This is a genomic window from Aeromicrobium sp. (genome assembly GCF_037719875.1).
GTDB lineage: Bacteria > Actinomycetota > Actinomycetes > Propionibacteriales > Nocardioidaceae > Aeromicrobium.
In genome coordinates, this window is sequence record NZ_JBBJMJ010000001.1 from 167,895 (window position 1) to 184,216 (window position 16,322).

General features: G+C 67.7%; 18 protein-coding genes and 1 riboswitch. Of the genes, 9 read left to right on the plus strand and 9 right to left on the minus strand.

All coding sequences use genetic code 11. The features are described 5' to 3' along the window. Positions 1-26: 26 nt before the first annotated feature. The 4 genes from WKF39_RS00965 to WKF39_RS00980 form a co-directional block, all read right to left on the minus strand. Positions 27-1,730: a cytochrome bc complex cytochrome b subunit gene (locus tag WKF39_RS00965; RefSeq protein ID WP_340385019.1), complete on the minus strand. Its 1,704-nt coding sequence runs from the start codon at positions 1,728-1,730 to the stop codon at positions 27-29. Continuing rightward, the gene (locus WKF39_RS00970) at positions 1,727-2,776 is read right to left on the minus strand and encodes a Rieske 2Fe-2S domain-containing protein (protein ID WP_340385021.1); all 1,050 of its coding nucleotides are present in this window, start codon (positions 2,774-2,776) and stop codon (positions 1,727-1,729) included. Before WKF39_RS00970 ends, WKF39_RS00965 begins: the two co-directional genes overlap by 4 nt. After that, positions 2,773-3,597: a cytochrome c gene (locus WKF39_RS00975; RefSeq protein ID WP_340385023.1), complete on the minus strand. Its 825-nt coding sequence runs from the start codon at positions 3,595-3,597 to the stop codon at positions 2,773-2,775. Before WKF39_RS00975 ends, WKF39_RS00970 begins: the two co-directional genes overlap by 4 nt. A gap of 78 nt (positions 3,598-3,675) precedes the next feature. Continuing rightward, on the minus strand, positions 3,676-4,254 hold the full coding sequence (locus WKF39_RS00980) for a heme-copper oxidase subunit III (RefSeq protein WP_340385596.1): 579 nt from the start codon (positions 4,252-4,254) through the stop codon (positions 3,676-3,678). An 84-nt stretch (positions 4,255-4,338) separates the two neighbouring features. Here WKF39_RS00980 and WKF39_RS00985 point away from each other — a divergent pair, with 84 nt between their 5' ends. Both WKF39_RS00985 and trpD read left to right on the plus strand, forming a co-directional pair. After that, on the plus strand, positions 4,339-4,743 hold the full coding sequence (locus WKF39_RS00985; protein WP_340385025.1) for a hypothetical protein: 405 nt from the start codon (positions 4,339-4,341) through the stop codon (positions 4,741-4,743). Between the two features lie 8 nt (positions 4,744-4,751). Then, the gene (trpD, locus tag WKF39_RS00990; RefSeq protein WP_340385027.1) at positions 4,752-5,792 is read left to right on the plus strand and encodes an anthranilate phosphoribosyltransferase; all 1,041 of its coding nucleotides are present in this window, start codon (positions 4,752-4,754) and stop codon (positions 5,790-5,792) included. Positions 5,793-5,800: 8 nt separating this feature from the next. On the opposite strand, the gene WKF39_RS00995 is transcribed toward trpD, so the two are convergent. Both WKF39_RS00995 and WKF39_RS01000 read right to left on the minus strand, forming a co-directional pair. After that, positions 5,801-6,076 (minus strand): Lrp/AsnC ligand binding domain-containing protein, encoded by a 276-nt coding sequence (locus WKF39_RS00995; protein ID WP_340385028.1) that lies wholly within the window; start codon positions 6,074-6,076, stop codon positions 5,801-5,803. Between the two features lie 41 nt (positions 6,077-6,117). Continuing rightward, entirely contained in the window at positions 6,118-7,821 is a 1,704-nt protein-coding gene (locus WKF39_RS01000; protein ID WP_340385030.1) for a DEDD exonuclease domain-containing protein, read from the minus strand. A gap of 130 nt (positions 7,822-7,951) precedes the next feature. Here WKF39_RS01000 and WKF39_RS01005 point away from each other — a divergent pair, with 130 nt between their 5' ends. The 3 genes from WKF39_RS01005 (at position 7,952) to WKF39_RS01015 (ending at position 10,643) form a co-directional block, all read left to right on the plus strand. Continuing rightward, a complete protein-coding gene (locus WKF39_RS01005) occupies positions 7,952-8,185 on the plus strand; it encodes a hypothetical protein (protein ID WP_340385032.1) in 234 nt (77 codons plus the stop codon). A 76-nt stretch (positions 8,186-8,261) separates the two neighbouring features. Continuing rightward, positions 8,262-8,419: riboswitch (cyclic di-AMP (ydaO/yuaA leader) on the plus strand. 9 nt (positions 8,420-8,428) lie between these two features. After that, positions 8,429-9,400 (plus strand): NlpC/P60 family protein, encoded by a 972-nt coding sequence (locus WKF39_RS01010; RefSeq protein WP_340385034.1) that lies wholly within the window; start codon positions 8,429-8,431, stop codon positions 9,398-9,400. Next, entirely contained in the window at positions 9,393-10,643 is a 1,251-nt protein-coding gene (locus tag WKF39_RS01015) for a hypothetical protein (protein WP_340385036.1), read from the plus strand. The genes WKF39_RS01010 and WKF39_RS01015 overlap by 8 nt, the downstream gene beginning before the upstream one ends. On the opposite strand, the gene WKF39_RS01020 is transcribed toward WKF39_RS01015, so the two are convergent. Next, on the minus strand, positions 10,610-12,343 hold the full coding sequence (locus tag WKF39_RS01020; RefSeq protein ID WP_340385039.1) for an AMP-dependent synthetase/ligase: 1,734 nt from the start codon (positions 12,341-12,343) through the stop codon (positions 10,610-10,612). The genes WKF39_RS01015 and WKF39_RS01020 overlap by 34 nt on opposite strands. A 134-nt stretch (positions 12,344-12,477) precedes the next feature. Between WKF39_RS01020 and WKF39_RS01025 the strand changes: the two genes are divergently transcribed. The 4 genes from WKF39_RS01025 to WKF39_RS01040 are packed head-to-tail and all read left to right on the plus strand — an operon-like array spanning position 12,478 to position 15,183. Beyond that, positions 12,478-12,915, plus strand: a complete 438-nt coding sequence (locus tag WKF39_RS01025; protein ID WP_340385040.1) for an SRPBCC family protein — start codon at positions 12,478-12,480, stop codon at positions 12,913-12,915. Then, complete coding sequence (locus WKF39_RS01030; protein ID WP_340385041.1) at positions 12,912-13,202, plus strand: hypothetical protein; 291 nt, start codon at positions 12,912-12,914, stop codon at positions 13,200-13,202. Before WKF39_RS01025 ends, WKF39_RS01030 begins: the two co-directional genes overlap by 4 nt. Further along, the gene (locus tag WKF39_RS01035) at positions 13,199-14,146 is read left to right on the plus strand and encodes an ROK family glucokinase (RefSeq protein WP_340385042.1); all 948 of its coding nucleotides are present in this window, start codon (positions 13,199-13,201) and stop codon (positions 14,144-14,146) included. Before WKF39_RS01030 ends, WKF39_RS01035 begins: the two co-directional genes overlap by 4 nt. Next, a complete protein-coding gene (locus WKF39_RS01040) occupies positions 14,146-15,183 on the plus strand; it encodes an ROK family glucokinase (protein WP_340385044.1) in 1,038 nt (345 codons plus the stop codon). The genes WKF39_RS01035 and WKF39_RS01040 overlap by 1 nt, the downstream gene beginning before the upstream one ends. Here WKF39_RS01040 and WKF39_RS01045 read toward each other — a convergent pair. Together WKF39_RS01045 and WKF39_RS01050 are read right to left on the minus strand one after the other, a co-directional pair. Next, the gene (locus tag WKF39_RS01045; RefSeq protein ID WP_340385046.1) at positions 15,089-15,499 is read right to left on the minus strand and encodes a hypothetical protein; all 411 of its coding nucleotides are present in this window, start codon (positions 15,497-15,499) and stop codon (positions 15,089-15,091) included. The genes WKF39_RS01040 and WKF39_RS01045 overlap by 95 nt on opposite strands. Continuing rightward, positions 15,492-16,268: an alpha/beta fold hydrolase gene (locus WKF39_RS01050; RefSeq protein WP_340385048.1), complete on the minus strand. Its 777-nt coding sequence runs from the start codon at positions 16,266-16,268 to the stop codon at positions 15,492-15,494. Before WKF39_RS01050 ends, WKF39_RS01045 begins: the two co-directional genes overlap by 8 nt. Positions 16,269-16,322: the final 54 nt, after the last annotated feature.

Genomic DNA, 16,322 nt, shown 5'->3' on the forward strand with positions numbered 1-16,322 from the left:
AGTGTCACTCCCAGCGGGTGGGGAGGTCAGTGAACGCGGGGGATACCGGTCTCGGAGACGCCCTGGAACTCCTCGCCGAGTGCCACGGGGTGACCGTCGTGCTCACGCAGGTGCTCATCGGCGTGCTGGACGTCATGGACGGTGGGCTTGTCGAGCGCGCCGTCGTAGTAGAACGCCTTGGCCCTGGCCTGCAGCTTGGCCTTGAATCCGTGCGGAGCCGCGACACCGTTCTTGTCGGTCTCGGCGGGAGCCTCGATCGCGGGCACGCGGTCGTGAGCGGTCAGCGTGTACTGAGCCGACACCGGCAGGGGACCGTGGCGCTCGGTGAAGCCGCCGTCGGGTGAACGCTCGATGACGCCGGTCTCATAGCCGTGCAGGATGCGGTTGGCGTCGGCCCGCTGCAGGCCGATGCAGATTCGCTTGGTGATCATGTAGGCGACGACGGGAAGCACGAACAGGCCGATCCGCAAGAACCACGTGATCGCGTAGATGTCCATGTTGAACTGGGTCGCGATAATGTCGTTGCCGCCGGCGATCCAGAGGACCGCGTAGGCCGTCATGCCCGCGACACCCAGGCCGGTACGGACCGGGGCGTTGCGCGGCCGTTCGAGCAGATGGTGCTCGCGCTTGTCGCCGGTCATGAACTTCTCGATGAACGGCCATGCGCCCAGCACGACGAACAGCATCGTCATGGCACCCACCGCGGGGATGACGACGTTCCAGCTCCACGTGTAGTTGAAGAACGTGCTCTCCCACCCGGGCATGAGGCGCACCGCGCCCTCGGAGAAGCCCATGTACCAGTCCGGCTGGGAGCCGGCGGTGACCTCGGAAGGGTTGTATGGGCCATAGACCCAGATCGGGTTGATCTGCAGGAATGCGCCCATCAGGGCGGTGAAGCCGAACACCACGAAGAAGAATCCGCCGGCCTTGGCGGCATAGACCGGAAGCATCGGATAGCCGACGACATTCTGCTCGGTACGTCCGGGGCCAGGCCACTGCGTGTGCTTGTGGAAGACCAGCAGGAGCATGTGCGCACCGATCAGCCCCAGCAGGAGAGCGGGGATCAGCAGGATGTGAGCCATGTAGAGGCGCGGGATGATGACATCGCCGGGGAACTCGCCGCCGAACACGAAGAACTCGAGATAGGACCCGACGATCGGCATCGAGCGCATCAGCCCGTCGACGAATCGCAGGCCCGTCCCCGAGAGCAGGTCGTCAGGCAGCGAGTAGCCCGCGAAGCCTTCGATCAGGCCCAGCGAGAGGAGGCCCACGCCGATCAGCCAGTTGATCTCGCGCGGCTTGCGGTAGGCGCCGGTGAAGAAGACGCGGAGCATGTGCAGGATCATCGCGGCGATGAACAGCGCGGCCGCCCAGTGGTGGATCTGCCGGATCAGCAGGCCGCCACGGATGTCGAACGAGATCCGCAGCGTCGACTCGAAGGCCTGGGACATCTCGACACCGTTGAGCGGCAAGTAGGAACCCTGATAGGGAACCTCAGCCATGCTGGGCTGGAACCAGAACGTCAGGAACACACCGGTCAGCAGCAGGACGACGAAGCTCCAGAGGGCGATCTCGCCCAGCATGAAGGACCAGTGCTCAGGGAAGACCTTGCGGAGATTCTTCTTGGCGACGGTTGCGAGGCCGAGTCGATCATCCAGCCACTCGACCGGACCGGCGGACTTTTTGCCCAGTCCGGTGTCCTGGATCTTGGTGTGCTCGTCCGTGCTCATGACTTATTGTCCAACTTCTTCTGGTCGCGCGCCAACTCAGGATAGCTGGGGGCCACGATGTCGGGGAAGTCGCTGACCGCCACGATGTAGCCCTCGGAGTCCAGCGCGAGCGGCAGCTGCGGGAGCGGACGGTGAGCGGGGCCGAAGGTCACCCGGCCGTTGTCTGCGAGGTCGAAGGTCGACTGGTGGCACGGGCACAGCACGTGGTGCGTCTGCTGCTCATAGAGGCTGATCGGGCAACCGACGTGGGTGCAGATCTTGGAATAGCAGAGGATGCCGTCGATGCCCCAGTTCTCGCGTCCCTTGGACGCCGTGACGTCCTCGGGGCGCATCCGCACCACGATGACCGCGGCCTTGGACTTGGCCTGCAGGAGCTCGGTGCCGTGCAGCACGTGCTCACCCTCGGCGTCGGTCTCATACATGATGGCCGGCTCGGCGTTGACGAGCTGACCGACCTCGAGGTCGGACGGCTTGATCGGGGTGCCTGAGACGTCGTTGACGACCCGCATGCCCTTTTTCCAGACCGTGTCGCGCTGGCCGTGGGGCAGGGGTCCGAGATCGCGGAGCAGGACGATGGCCGGCAGACCGAGGGCGCCCATCGCGCCGAGCAGGGAGTTGCGGATCATCGGGCGGCGGCCGAAGCCGGACTCGGAGATGCCCGCGTTGAGGTCGTCGAGCACCGCGGCCCGGTCCTCGGCCGGCGATGCCGAGGGGTGACGCATCTCGACCATCTCGTGATCGCCCATGAGCTTCTTGGCCCACTGGATGATTCCGACGCCCATCAGCAGCATCGCAAATCCGAGCGTCGACCCGAGCGCGAAGTTCATCGCCGACCAGCCGAGGAACGTCTGGTCCTTGTCGATCGCGATGTATGCCACGACGAATCCGACGAGCAGCAGGGTCGCAGCGAAGAACATTCCGGAGATCTGCCGCTCGGCCCGCTTCTCCTGCGCCGGGTCGACGTCGGTCAGGCGATATGCGTGCTCCGCCAGACCGGGGTCCTTGACCGGCTCGGTGTCGGGGCGACGATCCAGCTCGTCGGTCATTTCTTCTTCACCCTCGCTCCGTGTGCGCCGATCCAGATTGCCGCGATCACGAGACCGCCAATGCCGATGATCCAGGTGAACAGGCCCTCGACCACGGGGCCCAGGCCGCCGCCGGCCAGGCCGCCGTAGCTGGGCTGATCCTGGAGCCGCTTGATGTAGGCGATGACGTTGCTCTTGTCCTCAGGCGTGATGACCGCGTCGGAGAAGACCGGCATCTGCTGCGGGCCGGTGATCATGGCCTCCGCGATGTGCTTGGCGCTGACGTCCTCGATCGTCGGGGCGTACTTGCCGCCGGGCATCGCGCCGCCCGCACCGACCGAGTTGTGGCAGGCAGTGCAGTTGGTGCGGAAGAACTCGCCACCCTCGGCGATCTGCTCAGGCGTCTTGTCGGAGATGTCGGTGTATTCGCCGTCCGGGACGGCCGGGCCGGGGCCCAGGGAAGCGACGAAGGCCGCGAGCTGCTTGGTCTCCTCGGCGTCGTACTCAGGGGCCTTGCGGGGAGCCTGCGGGGCGGACTGCGCCATCGGCATCCGGCCCGTGCCGACCTGGAAGTCGACTGCGGCGGCCCCGACGCCGACCAGGGACGGACCGTAGTTGCCGCCGCGCTTGGTCTCGATGCCTCCGGCGTTCTTGCCGTGGCAGCTGGCACAGCCGATCAGGAACAGCTGACGACCGGCCTCGACGTCTTGTGTCGTCGCAGCCTCGGCGGTCGCGGGCTTGGGCGCCAGTGCCGTGTAGAGGCCTCCGACAACCACGAGGCCCATCAGGAGCACGACAAAGCCGGCGAGTGGGTGCCGGCGTCTGGTGGACAGTTTCCGCACCGAGAACCTCATTCCTGGAAGTCTTGCTGACACTCAGAATACCTTCGGGCAGGCGCCCGACCTGCAGTGAGGTCAGCCTTATTGAATGATGTAGATCGTGGCGAAGAGCCCGACCCACACGATGTCCACGAAGTGCCAGTAGTAGGACACGACAATCGCGGAGATCGCCTGCTCATGGGTGAACTTGCGCGCGGCGAACGTACGGCCTATGACCAGCAGGAATGCGATCAGGCCACCGATCACGTGCAGGCCGTGGAACCCGGTCGCGAGATAGAACAGGCTGCCGTAGGGGGAGTCGGCGATCGTGACGTTCTCGTGCACGAGCTCGGCGTACTCGGTGGCCTGGCCACCGATGAAGACAGCACCCATCAGATAGGTCAGGACGAACCACTCGCGCATGCCCCACAGCTTGAGCTGGTGGAGCTTGCCGGAGCGGCCGGCCTTGCCGCGCTCCGCTGCGAACACGCCGAACTGACAGGCGACCGACGAGAGCACCAGGATCAGGGTGTTGGCGGTGGCGAACGGGATGTTGAGCTTCTCGGTCTCCTGGGCCCACAGCTCAGGCGAGATGTTGCGGATCGTGAAGTAGGCCGCAAACAGGCCGGCGAAGAACATCAGCTCGCTGGAGAGCCACACGATCGTCCCTACCGTCACCATCGACGGGCGGCCTTCTTGGCCATGGAGTCGGGAAGCAGGAATCACGGATGTAGTCGCCACGCGATCATTATGTACGATCGTCCCGTGAGCGAGCACAAGCCCCTACGTGTCCTGGTCTACAGCGATGATCGAGACGTTCGTGCTGCCGTGCTGTCAGCGCTCGGCGCTCGCCCCGATCCCGATCTCCCGCTGTTCGAATATGTCGAGTGCGCGACCGAGCCCGTCGTGTTCCAGCACCTCGACGAGGGCAAGATCGACCTGGCGATCCTCGACGGCGAGGCTGTGCCCGCCGGCGGCCTGGGCATCGCCCGACAGATCAAGGACGAGATCTACCAGTCGCCGCCGGTGCTGGTGCTGACCGGCCGCCCGCAGGACGCCTGGCTCGCCACGTGGTCCCGCGCCGAGGCCGCCCTCGCGCACCCGATCGAGCCGATCCGCCTCGCCGAGGTCGTCACAGACCTCGCGCACGGTGTGCTCCAACCCGGCTGACGGCCGCGATGTCCCATACCTGGCCCGACGTCCTCTCGTCCCTCGTGGCGGGCCAGGACCTGGCTGCCTCGGCGACCGCATGGGCGATGGAGGAGATCCTCAGCGGTAATGCGACTCCTGCGCAGATCGCCGGGTTCGCCGTCGCGCTGCGGAGCAAGGGTGAGACGCTCGCCGAGGTGCAGGGCCTGGTCGACTCGATGTATCACCACGCCATCCCGCTCGAGGTCGATGGGCGTGTCGTCGACATCGTGGGTACGGGAGGCGATCGAGCCAAGACCGTCAACATCTCCACCATGTCGGCCGTGGTGATCGCCGGAGCCGGCATCCCTGTGGTCAAGCACGGCAACCGGGCCGCGTCGAGCGCGAGCGGGTCGGCCGATGTGCTCGAGGAGCTGGGGGTCCGCCTCGACGTCCCCCCGACCAAGATCCTCGAGGTGCTGCATGCCACCGGCATCACGTTCTGCTTTGCGCCGGTCTTTCACTCGTCGCTGCGATTCGCCGCCGCGCCGCGCCGCGAGCTCGGGATCGCCACGACGTTCAACTTCCTCGGCCCGCTGACCAACCCGGCGCGGCCCGCAGCCATGGCAGTCGGGGTGGCGGACCTCCGAATGGCGCCGATCATGGCCGGTGTACTCGCGGCTCGCGGCGCCGATGCCTTCGTGTTCCGAGGCGAGGACGGGCTCGACGAGATCACCACGACCACGACGTCCCGGGTGTGGATCTCAGGCGGTGGGTCCGCCGATGTGTCCGAGGAGACGATCGACCCGCGCGCACTCGGCTTCGACTACACCCCGGGGTCGGAGCTCGCCGGCGGCGACGCGGCGTTCAACGCCAAGGTGTTCGAGCGGGTGCTGGGCGGCGAGCAGTCGTCAGTACGCACCGCGGTGCTGCTCAACGCCGGGGCGGCCATCGCCGCCCACGAAGCGGCAAGCGGAGACCTGGAGTCACGACTCAGGTCGGGGATCGAGCGGGCCGGGGAGTCGATCGACTCCGGGTCTGCGACCAACGTCCTCAACGCATGGGCGAGGACGACCCAGACGCTCGTCTGACAGCGGGGTCAGAGGCCAATGCTGAAGGCGTCCTCGAGGTCGTGCTGGCTGAACGTCTGGAACGCGATCTGGGTCTGCGTCGCCAGGACACCCTCGACCTTGTTGAGCTGATCGGCGATCACCCGCGCGATGTCGTCGTGCTCGCGGACTCGGACCATCGCGACGAGGTCGAGGTCGCCGGTCACGGAGTAGACCTCGCTCACACCCGGGATCGCGGCGATCTGCTCAGCGGTCTCGGACAGATGCGAGACGTCAGCCTGGATGAAGACGATGGCGGTGATCATCTGCCCAGACTAATCGGATGAGTGCCTGATCGGCCGACGGCCTAACCGGGCCGCTGGAGTCCGTGCCACGAGGCGGTGGCGTCCTCGAACGGCGACAGGTGCCGTGCCGCGCCGCCCAGGGGCGTGTGCCACGAGCCGCGGGCCATGCGCAGGCCGGGGGAGTCCAGCCAGCGCAGGAGGGTCTCGGTCTCCTCGGCGGTGGCGGCCGGGATCGGGCCGAAACCCGGCTCGACGGTCTCGGCCGTCGCCAGCAGTGCATCTATCCAGCCGATCGGGTGCATGCCGCGTGGCATGACCCCGGCGGCTGCGAGCCGGCCGAAGCGGATGACGTGGATCTCCCACCCGTCGGGGTGAGGTGCGGCCGCGACCAGCTCGGCGGTGCCGGTCAGCTCGCGCAGTCGCTGTGTGCGCACGACCGCCCGAAGGAATCCGGTGAGCCGGTCGCGCCAGATCGCGGCGTCCTCGAAGCGCTCGGTGCGGGCGAGGTCGAGCATGCGGGCGCGGATCGCGGTCACGAGCTCCTCGGGATCACCGGTCATGGCGCTGCGGACCCGCGCGACCTCCACGGCATAGGTGTCGAGATCGGCCGAACCGTCGCACGGTGAGAGACAGTGACCCATCTCGGCGAGCGCGCAGGCCGAGATACGCGGCTTCTTGGCCATCTTGGTGGTGCACTGGCGGATGCGGAACGAGTCGTGCAGGGCGGTGAGCGCCCCCTCGGCGGCCGCCCGGCCGCGGAACGGGCCGATGTAGTCGGCGTCGTCATCGAGGATCTTGCGGACGATCGAGAGTCGTGGCCAGGGCTCTCGGGTCAGCTTGAGCCAGCTCAGCCGCTCGGGGAACCGGGAGCGGCGGTTGTAGGGCGGCCGGTGCTTGCCGATCAGGCGCAGCTCGCGCACCTGGGCCTCGAGTGCCGTTGCGCAGACGATGCCCTCGATCCGTTGGGCGAGCATGACCATCTCACCCATGCGGGTGCGGGTCTCGGCCTTGGTGAAGTAGGAGCGCGTCCGCACCCGCAGATTGCGGGACGTGCCGACGTAGAGGATCTGGTCGCGGGCGTCGCGGAAGAGGTAGACCCCAGGGGCCTCCGGGAGGTGCTCGGCGAGATGACGCTTCTTGCGCTGCTCGGGCTTGACCTTGGAGGTGTAGGTCGACACCTCCTCCAGCGTCGTGACGCCGAGCGGACCCAACCGCTCGAACAGGGCGTGCAGGACGTCGACCGTGGCCCGGGCGTCGGACAGCGCGCGGTGGTTGGGGGTCGTTGAGGCTGAGAATGCCGCGGCGAGCGTCGAGAGCTTGCAGTTGGGCACCTCTTCGCGCGACAGCACCCGCCGGGCGAGGATCGCGGTGTCGAGTGTCTCGAATCCGGGCCACGGGATCGCCAGCTCACGACTGAAGTGCTTGAGGAATCCGACGTCGAACGGCGCGTTGTGGGCGACGAGCACGCTGCCGCGCGCGAACTCGAGAAAGCTCGGCAGCACTTCCGCGATGCGGGGAGCGCCGATGACCATCTGGTTGGTGATGCCGGTCAGAACCGTGATGTATGCCGGGATCGCCTCATCGGGGTTGACCAGGGTCTGGAACTCACCGATGACCTCACCGCCGCGAATCTTGACGGCACCGAACTCGGTGATCCGGGACCCCTTGGCGGCAGAGCCGCCAGTGGTCTCGAGGTCGACGACACAGAACGTCGTGTCGGACAGGGGACGGCCGAGCTCGTCGAACGATCCCTGAACTACCTGCATGTCGTTCACGGTAGGTGGCCACACCGACAGAGCGACGGAACCTGCAATGCGCGGCGTTTTTGTCCTGACCCGCTTCTACCGTGGTTGATGACCCCGAACTGCGGGGCCTGCCAGCACAGGAGGTGCCGACATGTTGGAAGACTCACCCACCGACTCCGTGGTCGTCGATTGCGACCGGTGTGTCGTACGCGGTCCGCGTGCCTGCGGCGACTGCATCGTCACGGTCTTGCTGGGGGCGCCACCGGCCGGCATCGAGATCGACCCGGAAGAGATGGCAGCGCTCGGTGTGCTCGCCGACGCCGGACTCACGCCACCCCTTCGGCTGGTGACTCCGGTCACAGGTCCAGAGACACAGGTGGGTTAGCTGGTTGAACTGACCCGAGGCTGCGCCTACAGTAGGTCCTTGTGTGTCCGGTGAACGCCGCCCCTCCAGGGCGACGGCGGCCGCACCGCCGAATTGCCGCAGGCATGGGGAAGATGTCTGAGGTGAACCGGGGACCCAGGTGTGTGGGGTGAATCGGATCGCATCCGTGCGAACCGTAGGGCGTCCTTGGCCCGAATCCGTCAGCTCACCCGGTAGGCGTCGAGGAACATGTAGGAGTCTTGCGTGCGCTTGCCCGCTACCCGAACACGTCGTCAAGGATTCGTCGCTGCGGCGGCTCTCGCGCTGATCGGTGGCCTCTTCGTGCTGCCTGCGGCGGTGGCCGAACCGAAGGTCACTCCCAAGGACGTCGAGATCGCGTTCCACAAGGCCGAGGCGCTGAACGAGCAGGTCAACCAGCTGGATGTCGAGGCCGAGCAGACCCAGGACGAGATCGACGACATCAGCGGTGACATCGACCGCGGCCTCGTCGACTACAACAAGCAGCGGGCTGCGCTCGGCGAGGCGATCGCGCAGCAGCAGATGGATGCCCCGCTGGGACCGAGCGTCAGCCTGCTGAGCAGCGGCGATCCGGATGAGTTCCTCGCCGGGCTGGGCGCTGTGCAGGCACTCAACAGCACCCGCGCCGATGCCCTGGAGCAGTTCGGTGAGAAGAGCAAGGAGCTCAAGAACCGCCGCGCGCAGCTCCAGGACCGCAAGGACGATCTCGCCGCCTCCACCAAGGTTGCCGACGCCAAGCGCGACGCGATGAACAAGAAGCATGCCGAGGCCAAGGCCGAGCTCGCCCGGCTCACCGCTGCGCAGCAGGACAAGCTCAACTCCAGCAACACCGACGTCGAGTTCGACGTGAAGGCCTCCGGCGGCGCCAAGACCGCGATCGCCTTCGCCATGGCCCAGATCGGCGAGCCTTATGTCTACGGCGGCACCGGACCCAACGGGTGGGACTGCTCAGGACTGATGATGAAGGCCTGGGCGGCGGCCGGGGTCTCGATCCCGCGTGTCGTCGGGCCCCAGATCGCATCCGGCAGGCGCATCCCCATGGGACAGCTGCAGCCCGGCGACATCGTGGCGTACGGCGACATGTCCCACAACGGCATGTACCTCGGCAACGGTCGGGTCGTTCACGCGCCGCGACCGGGCAAGAGTGTCGAGATCACCAGCCTCTCGGGCTTCTCGACAGCCGCGCGAGTTGGCTGACTCAGACCGAAGACTGGGACCCAACGCGGTCGCAGTCCTTGTCCTGATCGCGCTCGGCGCTGCCGTGCTCCTGTGGCAGCGGCCGTGGCAGGGAGCCGGTGACAACACACCTGCCGGTATCCCGGCAGACGCACCGACCCGGCTCTCGTCCCAGTTCCGCGCACTCTCCGAGGCCGAGTCGGAGTCGGCCTTCGTCGCTGCAGCGGGCACCACGGATGCGGCCAAGGCCTTGGCGCGCCAGACCTGGCAGTCGCGCGAAGCCCTCGACGCCACGGCTGTCGAGCTGCGGTATGTCTCAGGCGGCGACGTCACGGACCGTGCTGACGGCTCGGCGCTGGCCGTCGTCGACGTCAGCTGGCGGGCCGGGGAAGCAACGGGTCTGGATGCCTCGACGGTCCACATGTCCTCCGTCGCGTTCCGCGTCGCACCGCAGGCCGACGGCCGCTTCTCGATCATCGGTGCGACCTCCCGGGACGGAGTCCTGCCGATCTGGCTGGCCGGTGCTGTCACGACCAAGCAGAGCTCCGGCGCAGTCGTCATCCGGGTCGACGGTGGCGACGAGGAGCTGCCGGTCGAGTCGATGGCAATGGAGGCGCGCACGGCCGTCGGACGTACCGTCCCCGGCAGGCAGGGCGATCTCACGATCGTGTCCCCGAACACGCAGGAGCAGATGGCGCAGCTGGTGGGCCAGGCTTCTGCCAAGATCGCCCAGATCGCCGCCGTCACCACCCGGCTGGACGGCCGCGGCGGGTCGTCGGCGGACACCGTCATCGTGCTCAATCCGGCGGTGTTCGCGACCATGGATCGCCGAGCCGCCCAAGTCGTCCTGTCCCACGAGGCGACCCACCTGCTGACCGATGCCGTCGGAACCCGGGCCGAGAGCTGGGTCGTGGAGGGCTTCGCCGACTTCGTGGCATTGCGTGATGACTCGGCCCCGCTTTCGGTCAGTGCCGGCCAGATCCTTGCCGAGGTTCGTGCTGACAAGCTCCCCGTGCGACTGCCGTCCGAGTCCGAGTTCGGTGCCGGGCGGCACGGGCTGGGCGCGGTCTACGAGTCGGCGTGGATGGTCTTTCGCATGCTGGGAGAGCGCCACGACGTCGCCGATGTCGTGGACTTCTACACGTCGGTGATCGGCGGCACTTCCCTTGAGAAGGCGCTGCAGACGTCGTTCGGGCTGAGCGTCGAGGAGCTGACCTCCGACTGGCGGGCCTACCTGTCGAAGAGCGCTTCGACCGTGTCGTGAAAATCGCGCAGGACCGAGTTGCGCTTGACCTTGAACGAGGGCGTCAGATAGCCGTTGTCCTCGGTCCAGTCCTCTGGGAGGATCACGAACTTGCGGATCGACTCGGCCTGCGAGACCTGTGAGTTGGCGTCGTCGACGGACTTTTGGACCTCGACCTTCAGCGCCGGGTCGTCGAGACCGTCGGACCACGCCTCGGTGTCGATCGTGACGAGAGCGGCCACGAACGGCTTGCCGTCCCCGACCACCAGGCACTGACTGACGTACTGATTGGCACGCACGCGGTCCTCGAGCATGGCCGGCGCGACATTCTTGCCGCCGGCCGTCACGATGATCTCCTTCTTGCGCCCCGTGACACGCACGAATCCGTCGTCGTCGACCTCGCCGAGGTCGCCGGTGGAGAACCAGCCGTCCTGGTCGACCGCCTCCGCTGTGGCCGCGTCGTTGCGCCAGTAACCCGAGAAGACCTGCGGTCCGCGGAAGTGGAGCTCGCCGTCGGGGGCGACACGGACCTCGGTGCCGGGCAAGGGCCGGCCGACCGATCCGATCCGCTGGTCGCCTGGGGTGTTGACGCACAGCGCCGCGGTCGTCTCGGTCAGGCCGTAGCCCTCCAGGACTGTCACCCCGATGCCGCGATAGAAGTGCGCGAGGCGGTCGCCGAGCGGCGCACCGCCCGAGATCGCCCACTCGGCATGCCCGCCGAGCGCGTCGCGGAGCTTGCCGAAGACGAGCTTGTCGTATGCAGCGTGCCGTGCCCGGAGCACGATGCCGGGGGAGTCGTTGTCGAGCGCCTTGCTGTAGGCGATGGCGGTCTGTGCGGCCCGGTCGAAGATCTTGCCCTTGCCGTCGGCGTACGCCTTGCTGCTGGCGGTGTTGAAGACCTTCTCGAAGACGCGCGGGACGGCCAGCACGAAGGTCGGCTGGAATGTGCCGAGGTGCGTCACGAGGTCCTTGACGTCGGCGGTGTGCCCGAGCCGGGCTCCCGAGCGGATCGCCCCGACCTGGATGATGCGGGCAAAGACGTGTGCCAGCGGCAGGAAGAGCAGTGTCGACGCACCGTCGCGGTCGAACAGGTCGGAGAGCTGGTCGATCGCGGCGCCGAGCTCGTGCCGGAAGTTGCCGTGCGTCAGCTGGCAACCCTTGGGACGGCCCGTCGTGCCGGAGGTGTAGATCAGCGTCGCGAGGGTCTCACTGGTGAGCGAGGTCCGACGGGCTTCGAGGTCGGTGTCACTGACCCCGGTGCCGCCGGCGGCGATCCCGCCGAGCCCTCCGGGGTCGAGCGTCCAGACCTGCGTGAGGCCGGGTGCCTCGGAGCGTGCCTCCTCGACGCGGTCCAGGTGCGCCTGGGTCTCGACGACCGCCGCGACAGCACCGGAGTCGGACAGGATCCAGGCGATCTGCGCGGTTGAGGATGTCTCGTAGATCGGGACTGTCGCCGCTCCGACCCACCAGTTGGCGTCGTCGACGACGGTCCACTCGTACCTCGTCTTGGACAGCAGGGCGACGCGGTCCCCGGTGGAGACTCCCGCAGCGATCAGCCCCTTGGCGGTCGCCAGCACGTCCTGGTGGAAGGCGCCCAGCGTGACATCCTCCCAGCCGTCGCCCACCATCCGGGCCAGGGCGACGTCGTCAGCATGCGCCGGGAGGCGGTCGAGAATGTCATCGGAGAGGTTGCCCAGTTCGGGCGTATGTGCCTGCGTCACGTACCGCAGGCTACTCGCCCGGGCTGCAAGGTCCAGAACGGGTGGGCGCCCCCGGGCGTCGCCCTCCCCGGGGGAGTGTTCGGCGGCGTGACCACTAGCATGGGGTGACACAGCGGGCCGGACGAGGAGGGGTGATGGCGCGAACCACGAGCGACATCGTCATCGACGCTCCGGCCGGGCGGATCATGGACGTCATCGCCGACTTCGGCGCCTATCCGGACTGGGCCACCGGGGTCAAGACTGCCGATGTCGTCGCGGCCGCAGACGGGGGCCGGGCTCGCCAGGTGCACTTCGTCCTCGATGCCGCCCCGATCCGTGACGAGTACGACCTCGGTTATACCTGGGACGGTGACCGGTCGGTGTCGTGGAGCCTCACCGAGAAGGGCGCGATGCTGAAGTCGATGGACGGGGCATACGTCCTCGAGCCGGTTGACCGCACCCAGACCCGCGTCACCTACCAGCTTGCGGTCGATGTCTCCGTCCCGTTGCTCGGGATGCTCAAGCGCAAGGCCGAGAAGGTCATCATCGACACCGCCCTGAAGGGGTTGAAGAAACAGGTCGAGGCGCTGTGACAGGGTCCAGCTCCACTGCAGACTCTGCCGCAACCAACCAGGTCGGCTCGGTCGCCGAGGAGGCATTCAAGCTGTTCCGTGCCATGGCCGCCCAGCCGTCGGCCGGCGAAGGCGTCGACTCCGCACACATGTGCACGACGACGTGGTGCCCGGTATGCCAGGTCGCGGGCTTCGTGCGGGACAACCCGGATGCGATCGCCAAGGTCTCGGAGTCCGCGACACAGCTCGCTCGCTCCCTCCGTGACCTGATCGACACCGCACTGACCACGCCCCGGGACAACCCATGACACGTGCCGTTGGCGTCGACATCGGGGGGACCAAGATCGCCGCCGGGCTCGTGTCCGAGTCCGGCGAGATCCTCGACTCCGCTGCTGAGCCCACTCCTGACGACTCGACCAAGATCCCCGCGATCGTGGCAGACCTCGTCGGGCGTCTGGTCGGTGATGAGGACGTCGCCGGTATCGGCATCGGCGCGGCCGGCTTCGTCGGCGAGGACCGGGCGACGGTGCGTTTCGCGCCCAACATCGACTGGCGCGAGGAGCCCCTCGCCGCGCATGTCCGCGCGCTCGTCGACCTGCCCGTCGTGGTCGAGAATGACGCCAACGCTGCGGCGTGGGGCGAGTTCAGGTTCGGCGCCGGCGAGGACACCGACGACCTGCTCCTCGTGACGGTCGGCACCGGCATCGGCGGTGGCATCGTGCATCAGGGGCAGCTGTTCCGCGGCGGTTTCGGCGTCGCGGCTGAGATTGGTCACATGCGGATCGTCCCGGACGGCATCTTGTGCGGCTGCGGTCAGCACGGTTGTTTCGAGCAGTACGCCAGCGGCAGTGCCCTTGTGCGCGACGCGCGCGAGCGGGTGTCCAACGGTGACGACAGCGCCACGGCCATCGCGGCGCTGGCCGACGGCGACCTGTCGCGCATCACGGGTCCGGCGATCACCACGCTGGCGCAGCAGGGTGACCCTCTCGCGGTCGAGCTGCTCACCGATGTGGGTCGCTGGATCGGTGAGGGCGTTGCGGTGCTCGCGACGATCCTCGATCCGAGTGTCATCGCGATCGGCGGAGGAGTCGCAGCGGCCGGGGACCTGCTGCTGGACCCGGTCATCGAGGCATTTGCGATCCACCTCCCGGCACGCGCGCATCGCCCTGAGGCGGCCCTGCGGCTTGCGGCGTTGGGCAACCAGGCCGGTCTCATCGGTGCCGCCGATCTGGCCCGGGTCGAGCCAGCCTGATGGCCGACAAGCTGGCAGTCGGGATCGACATCGGTGGCACCAAGATCGCTGCCGGGGTCGTCGATGAGGACGGCCATGTCCTGGCCCGGCTCAAGCGCGAGACCCCCACCACCGAGCCGCTCCAGGTCATCGACGCGATCGCGGACATCACCGAGGAGTTCCGCCGCGAGCACCACATCCGTGCGATCGGCGTCGGGGCGGCAGGATTCGTCGATGCGACACAGTCGACGGTCCTCTTCGCTCCCCACCTGGCCTGGCGGCACGAGCCGCTGCGCGATGCCGTGGCGCGGCGGACCGGGCTCCCGGTGCTCGTGGACAATGACGCCAACGCAGCAGGCTGGGCCGAATGGCGATATGGCGCTGCCCAGAACGAGGCCGACCTGGTGCTCATCACTCTCGGCACCGGCATCGGCGGTGCGATCGTGATCGACGGACAGCCCTATCGAGGGCAGTTCGGGATTGCGGGGGAGTTCGGCCACATGCAGGTCGTCCCGGGCGGCAACCCGTGCGAGTGCGGCAACCTCGGTTGCTGGGAACAGTATGCGAGTGGCCGGGTGCTGACTCGCCGCGCGCGGGCCGCGGCGACCGAGGGCACCGAGTTCGGCAAGGCACTCCTGATCGAGTCCGGAGGCACGGTCGAGGCAATCGAGGGCCACCTCGTCACCAAGCACGCCCAGGCCGGCAACGATGAGGCGGTCCAGTGGATCGCTGAGGTCGGTGACTGGCTGGGCGTGGGGATCGCCAACCTCGCCGCCGCCCTCGACCCGGGGATGTTCGTCATCGGGGGCGGGGTCAGCGATGCCGGCGAGCTGTTGGTCGGACCTGCACGCGCGGCCTTCAGCCGAACGCTGACCGGTCGCGGCTATCGCGCCGAGGCGAGGATCGTGCGCGCGCACCTGGGACCCGAGGCCGGTCTCATCGGAGCGGCCGACATGGCGAGGCTCACAGCACGGCGCCGTCGTCCGGCCAATCCCTCCGCGAGGGCCCGTGTTCGGGCAACTGCAAGATCAAATAGATCGCCGCTGCGACGAAAGTGAGCGAGGCGCCCGCCACGATCGGCCGGTCGAGCAGGACCCCGGCCAGGGTGGCGATGACCAGCGAGAGGGGCGCGCCGATCAGGCCGGCCCACGCCAGCAGGATGCCGCGTCGCCGGGGGATCAGCGGAGTCGGCTCGACCTGGCGGTAGAACGGCTCCTCGGCGGCGTCGACCTCATCGTCGGTGCGCGGTGACCACGCCGGCTCGGCCGGTTGCTCGGCCGCCTGCTTCTTGTTGTCGACCTCGTCCTCGTCCTCGAACGACAGGTCGAGCTCGAGCCCCTCGACGATCTTGTCGAAGTCGTCGCGCTCAGTCACGACTCGCGCCCACGTGCTCGGCGATGAATGCCGCGGTGCGATCGAAGATCAGCTGAGCATCGTTGTCGATCGTCGCGACGTGGTAGCTGTTCTGCAGGGCCACGAACTCCTTGATCGTCGAGGAGACGCCCGACAGGACGATGTCCTTCGAGGACGCATCGACCACGTGATCGTCGTCGGAGCGGAACAGCAACAAGGGCTGCGTGACCGACGGCAGGTCCGTGCGGATGACCTTCCACGTCCGGAGCAGTGATGCGAGCGCCTTGAGCGGTGTCTTGTCATAGCCGATCTCGTCCTGGCCGGGCTTCTTGATGTCGTTGGCGACGCCCGGCATGGCGGGGACGATCCACTGGAGTGCGGGCACGAGCTTGACGTCCAGCCGGGCGACGTTGACGGCGGGGTTGACCAGCACGATCGCATCGACATCGTCGGGACGCTGCTCGGCCAGGCTCAGCGCGAGGGATCCGCCCATCGACAGGCCGGCGACCACGACGTGGGCGCAGGTGGAGCGCAGGTCGGTCAGGGCGGCGTCGAGCTCGCCGTACCAGTCCTGCCAGCGGGTGGTGTTCAGGTCCTGCCAGGTCGTCCCGTGCCCGGGGAGGCGGGGTACGCGGACGGTGTGCCCGAGTCCTGCGAGGTGCCTGCCCCAAGGGACCATCGAGGCCGGCGAGCCGGTGAACCCGTGGCTCAGGAGCACACCGACAGGGCCGCCGTCTGCTGAGAAGGGTTCGGTTCCCGGCACCACGGGGGAGGACGTCGTCGAGGTCATGCCCTCCATCCTCCCCCATCGACGATCCGATCGCGTTGCATCATGCGAAAGGAG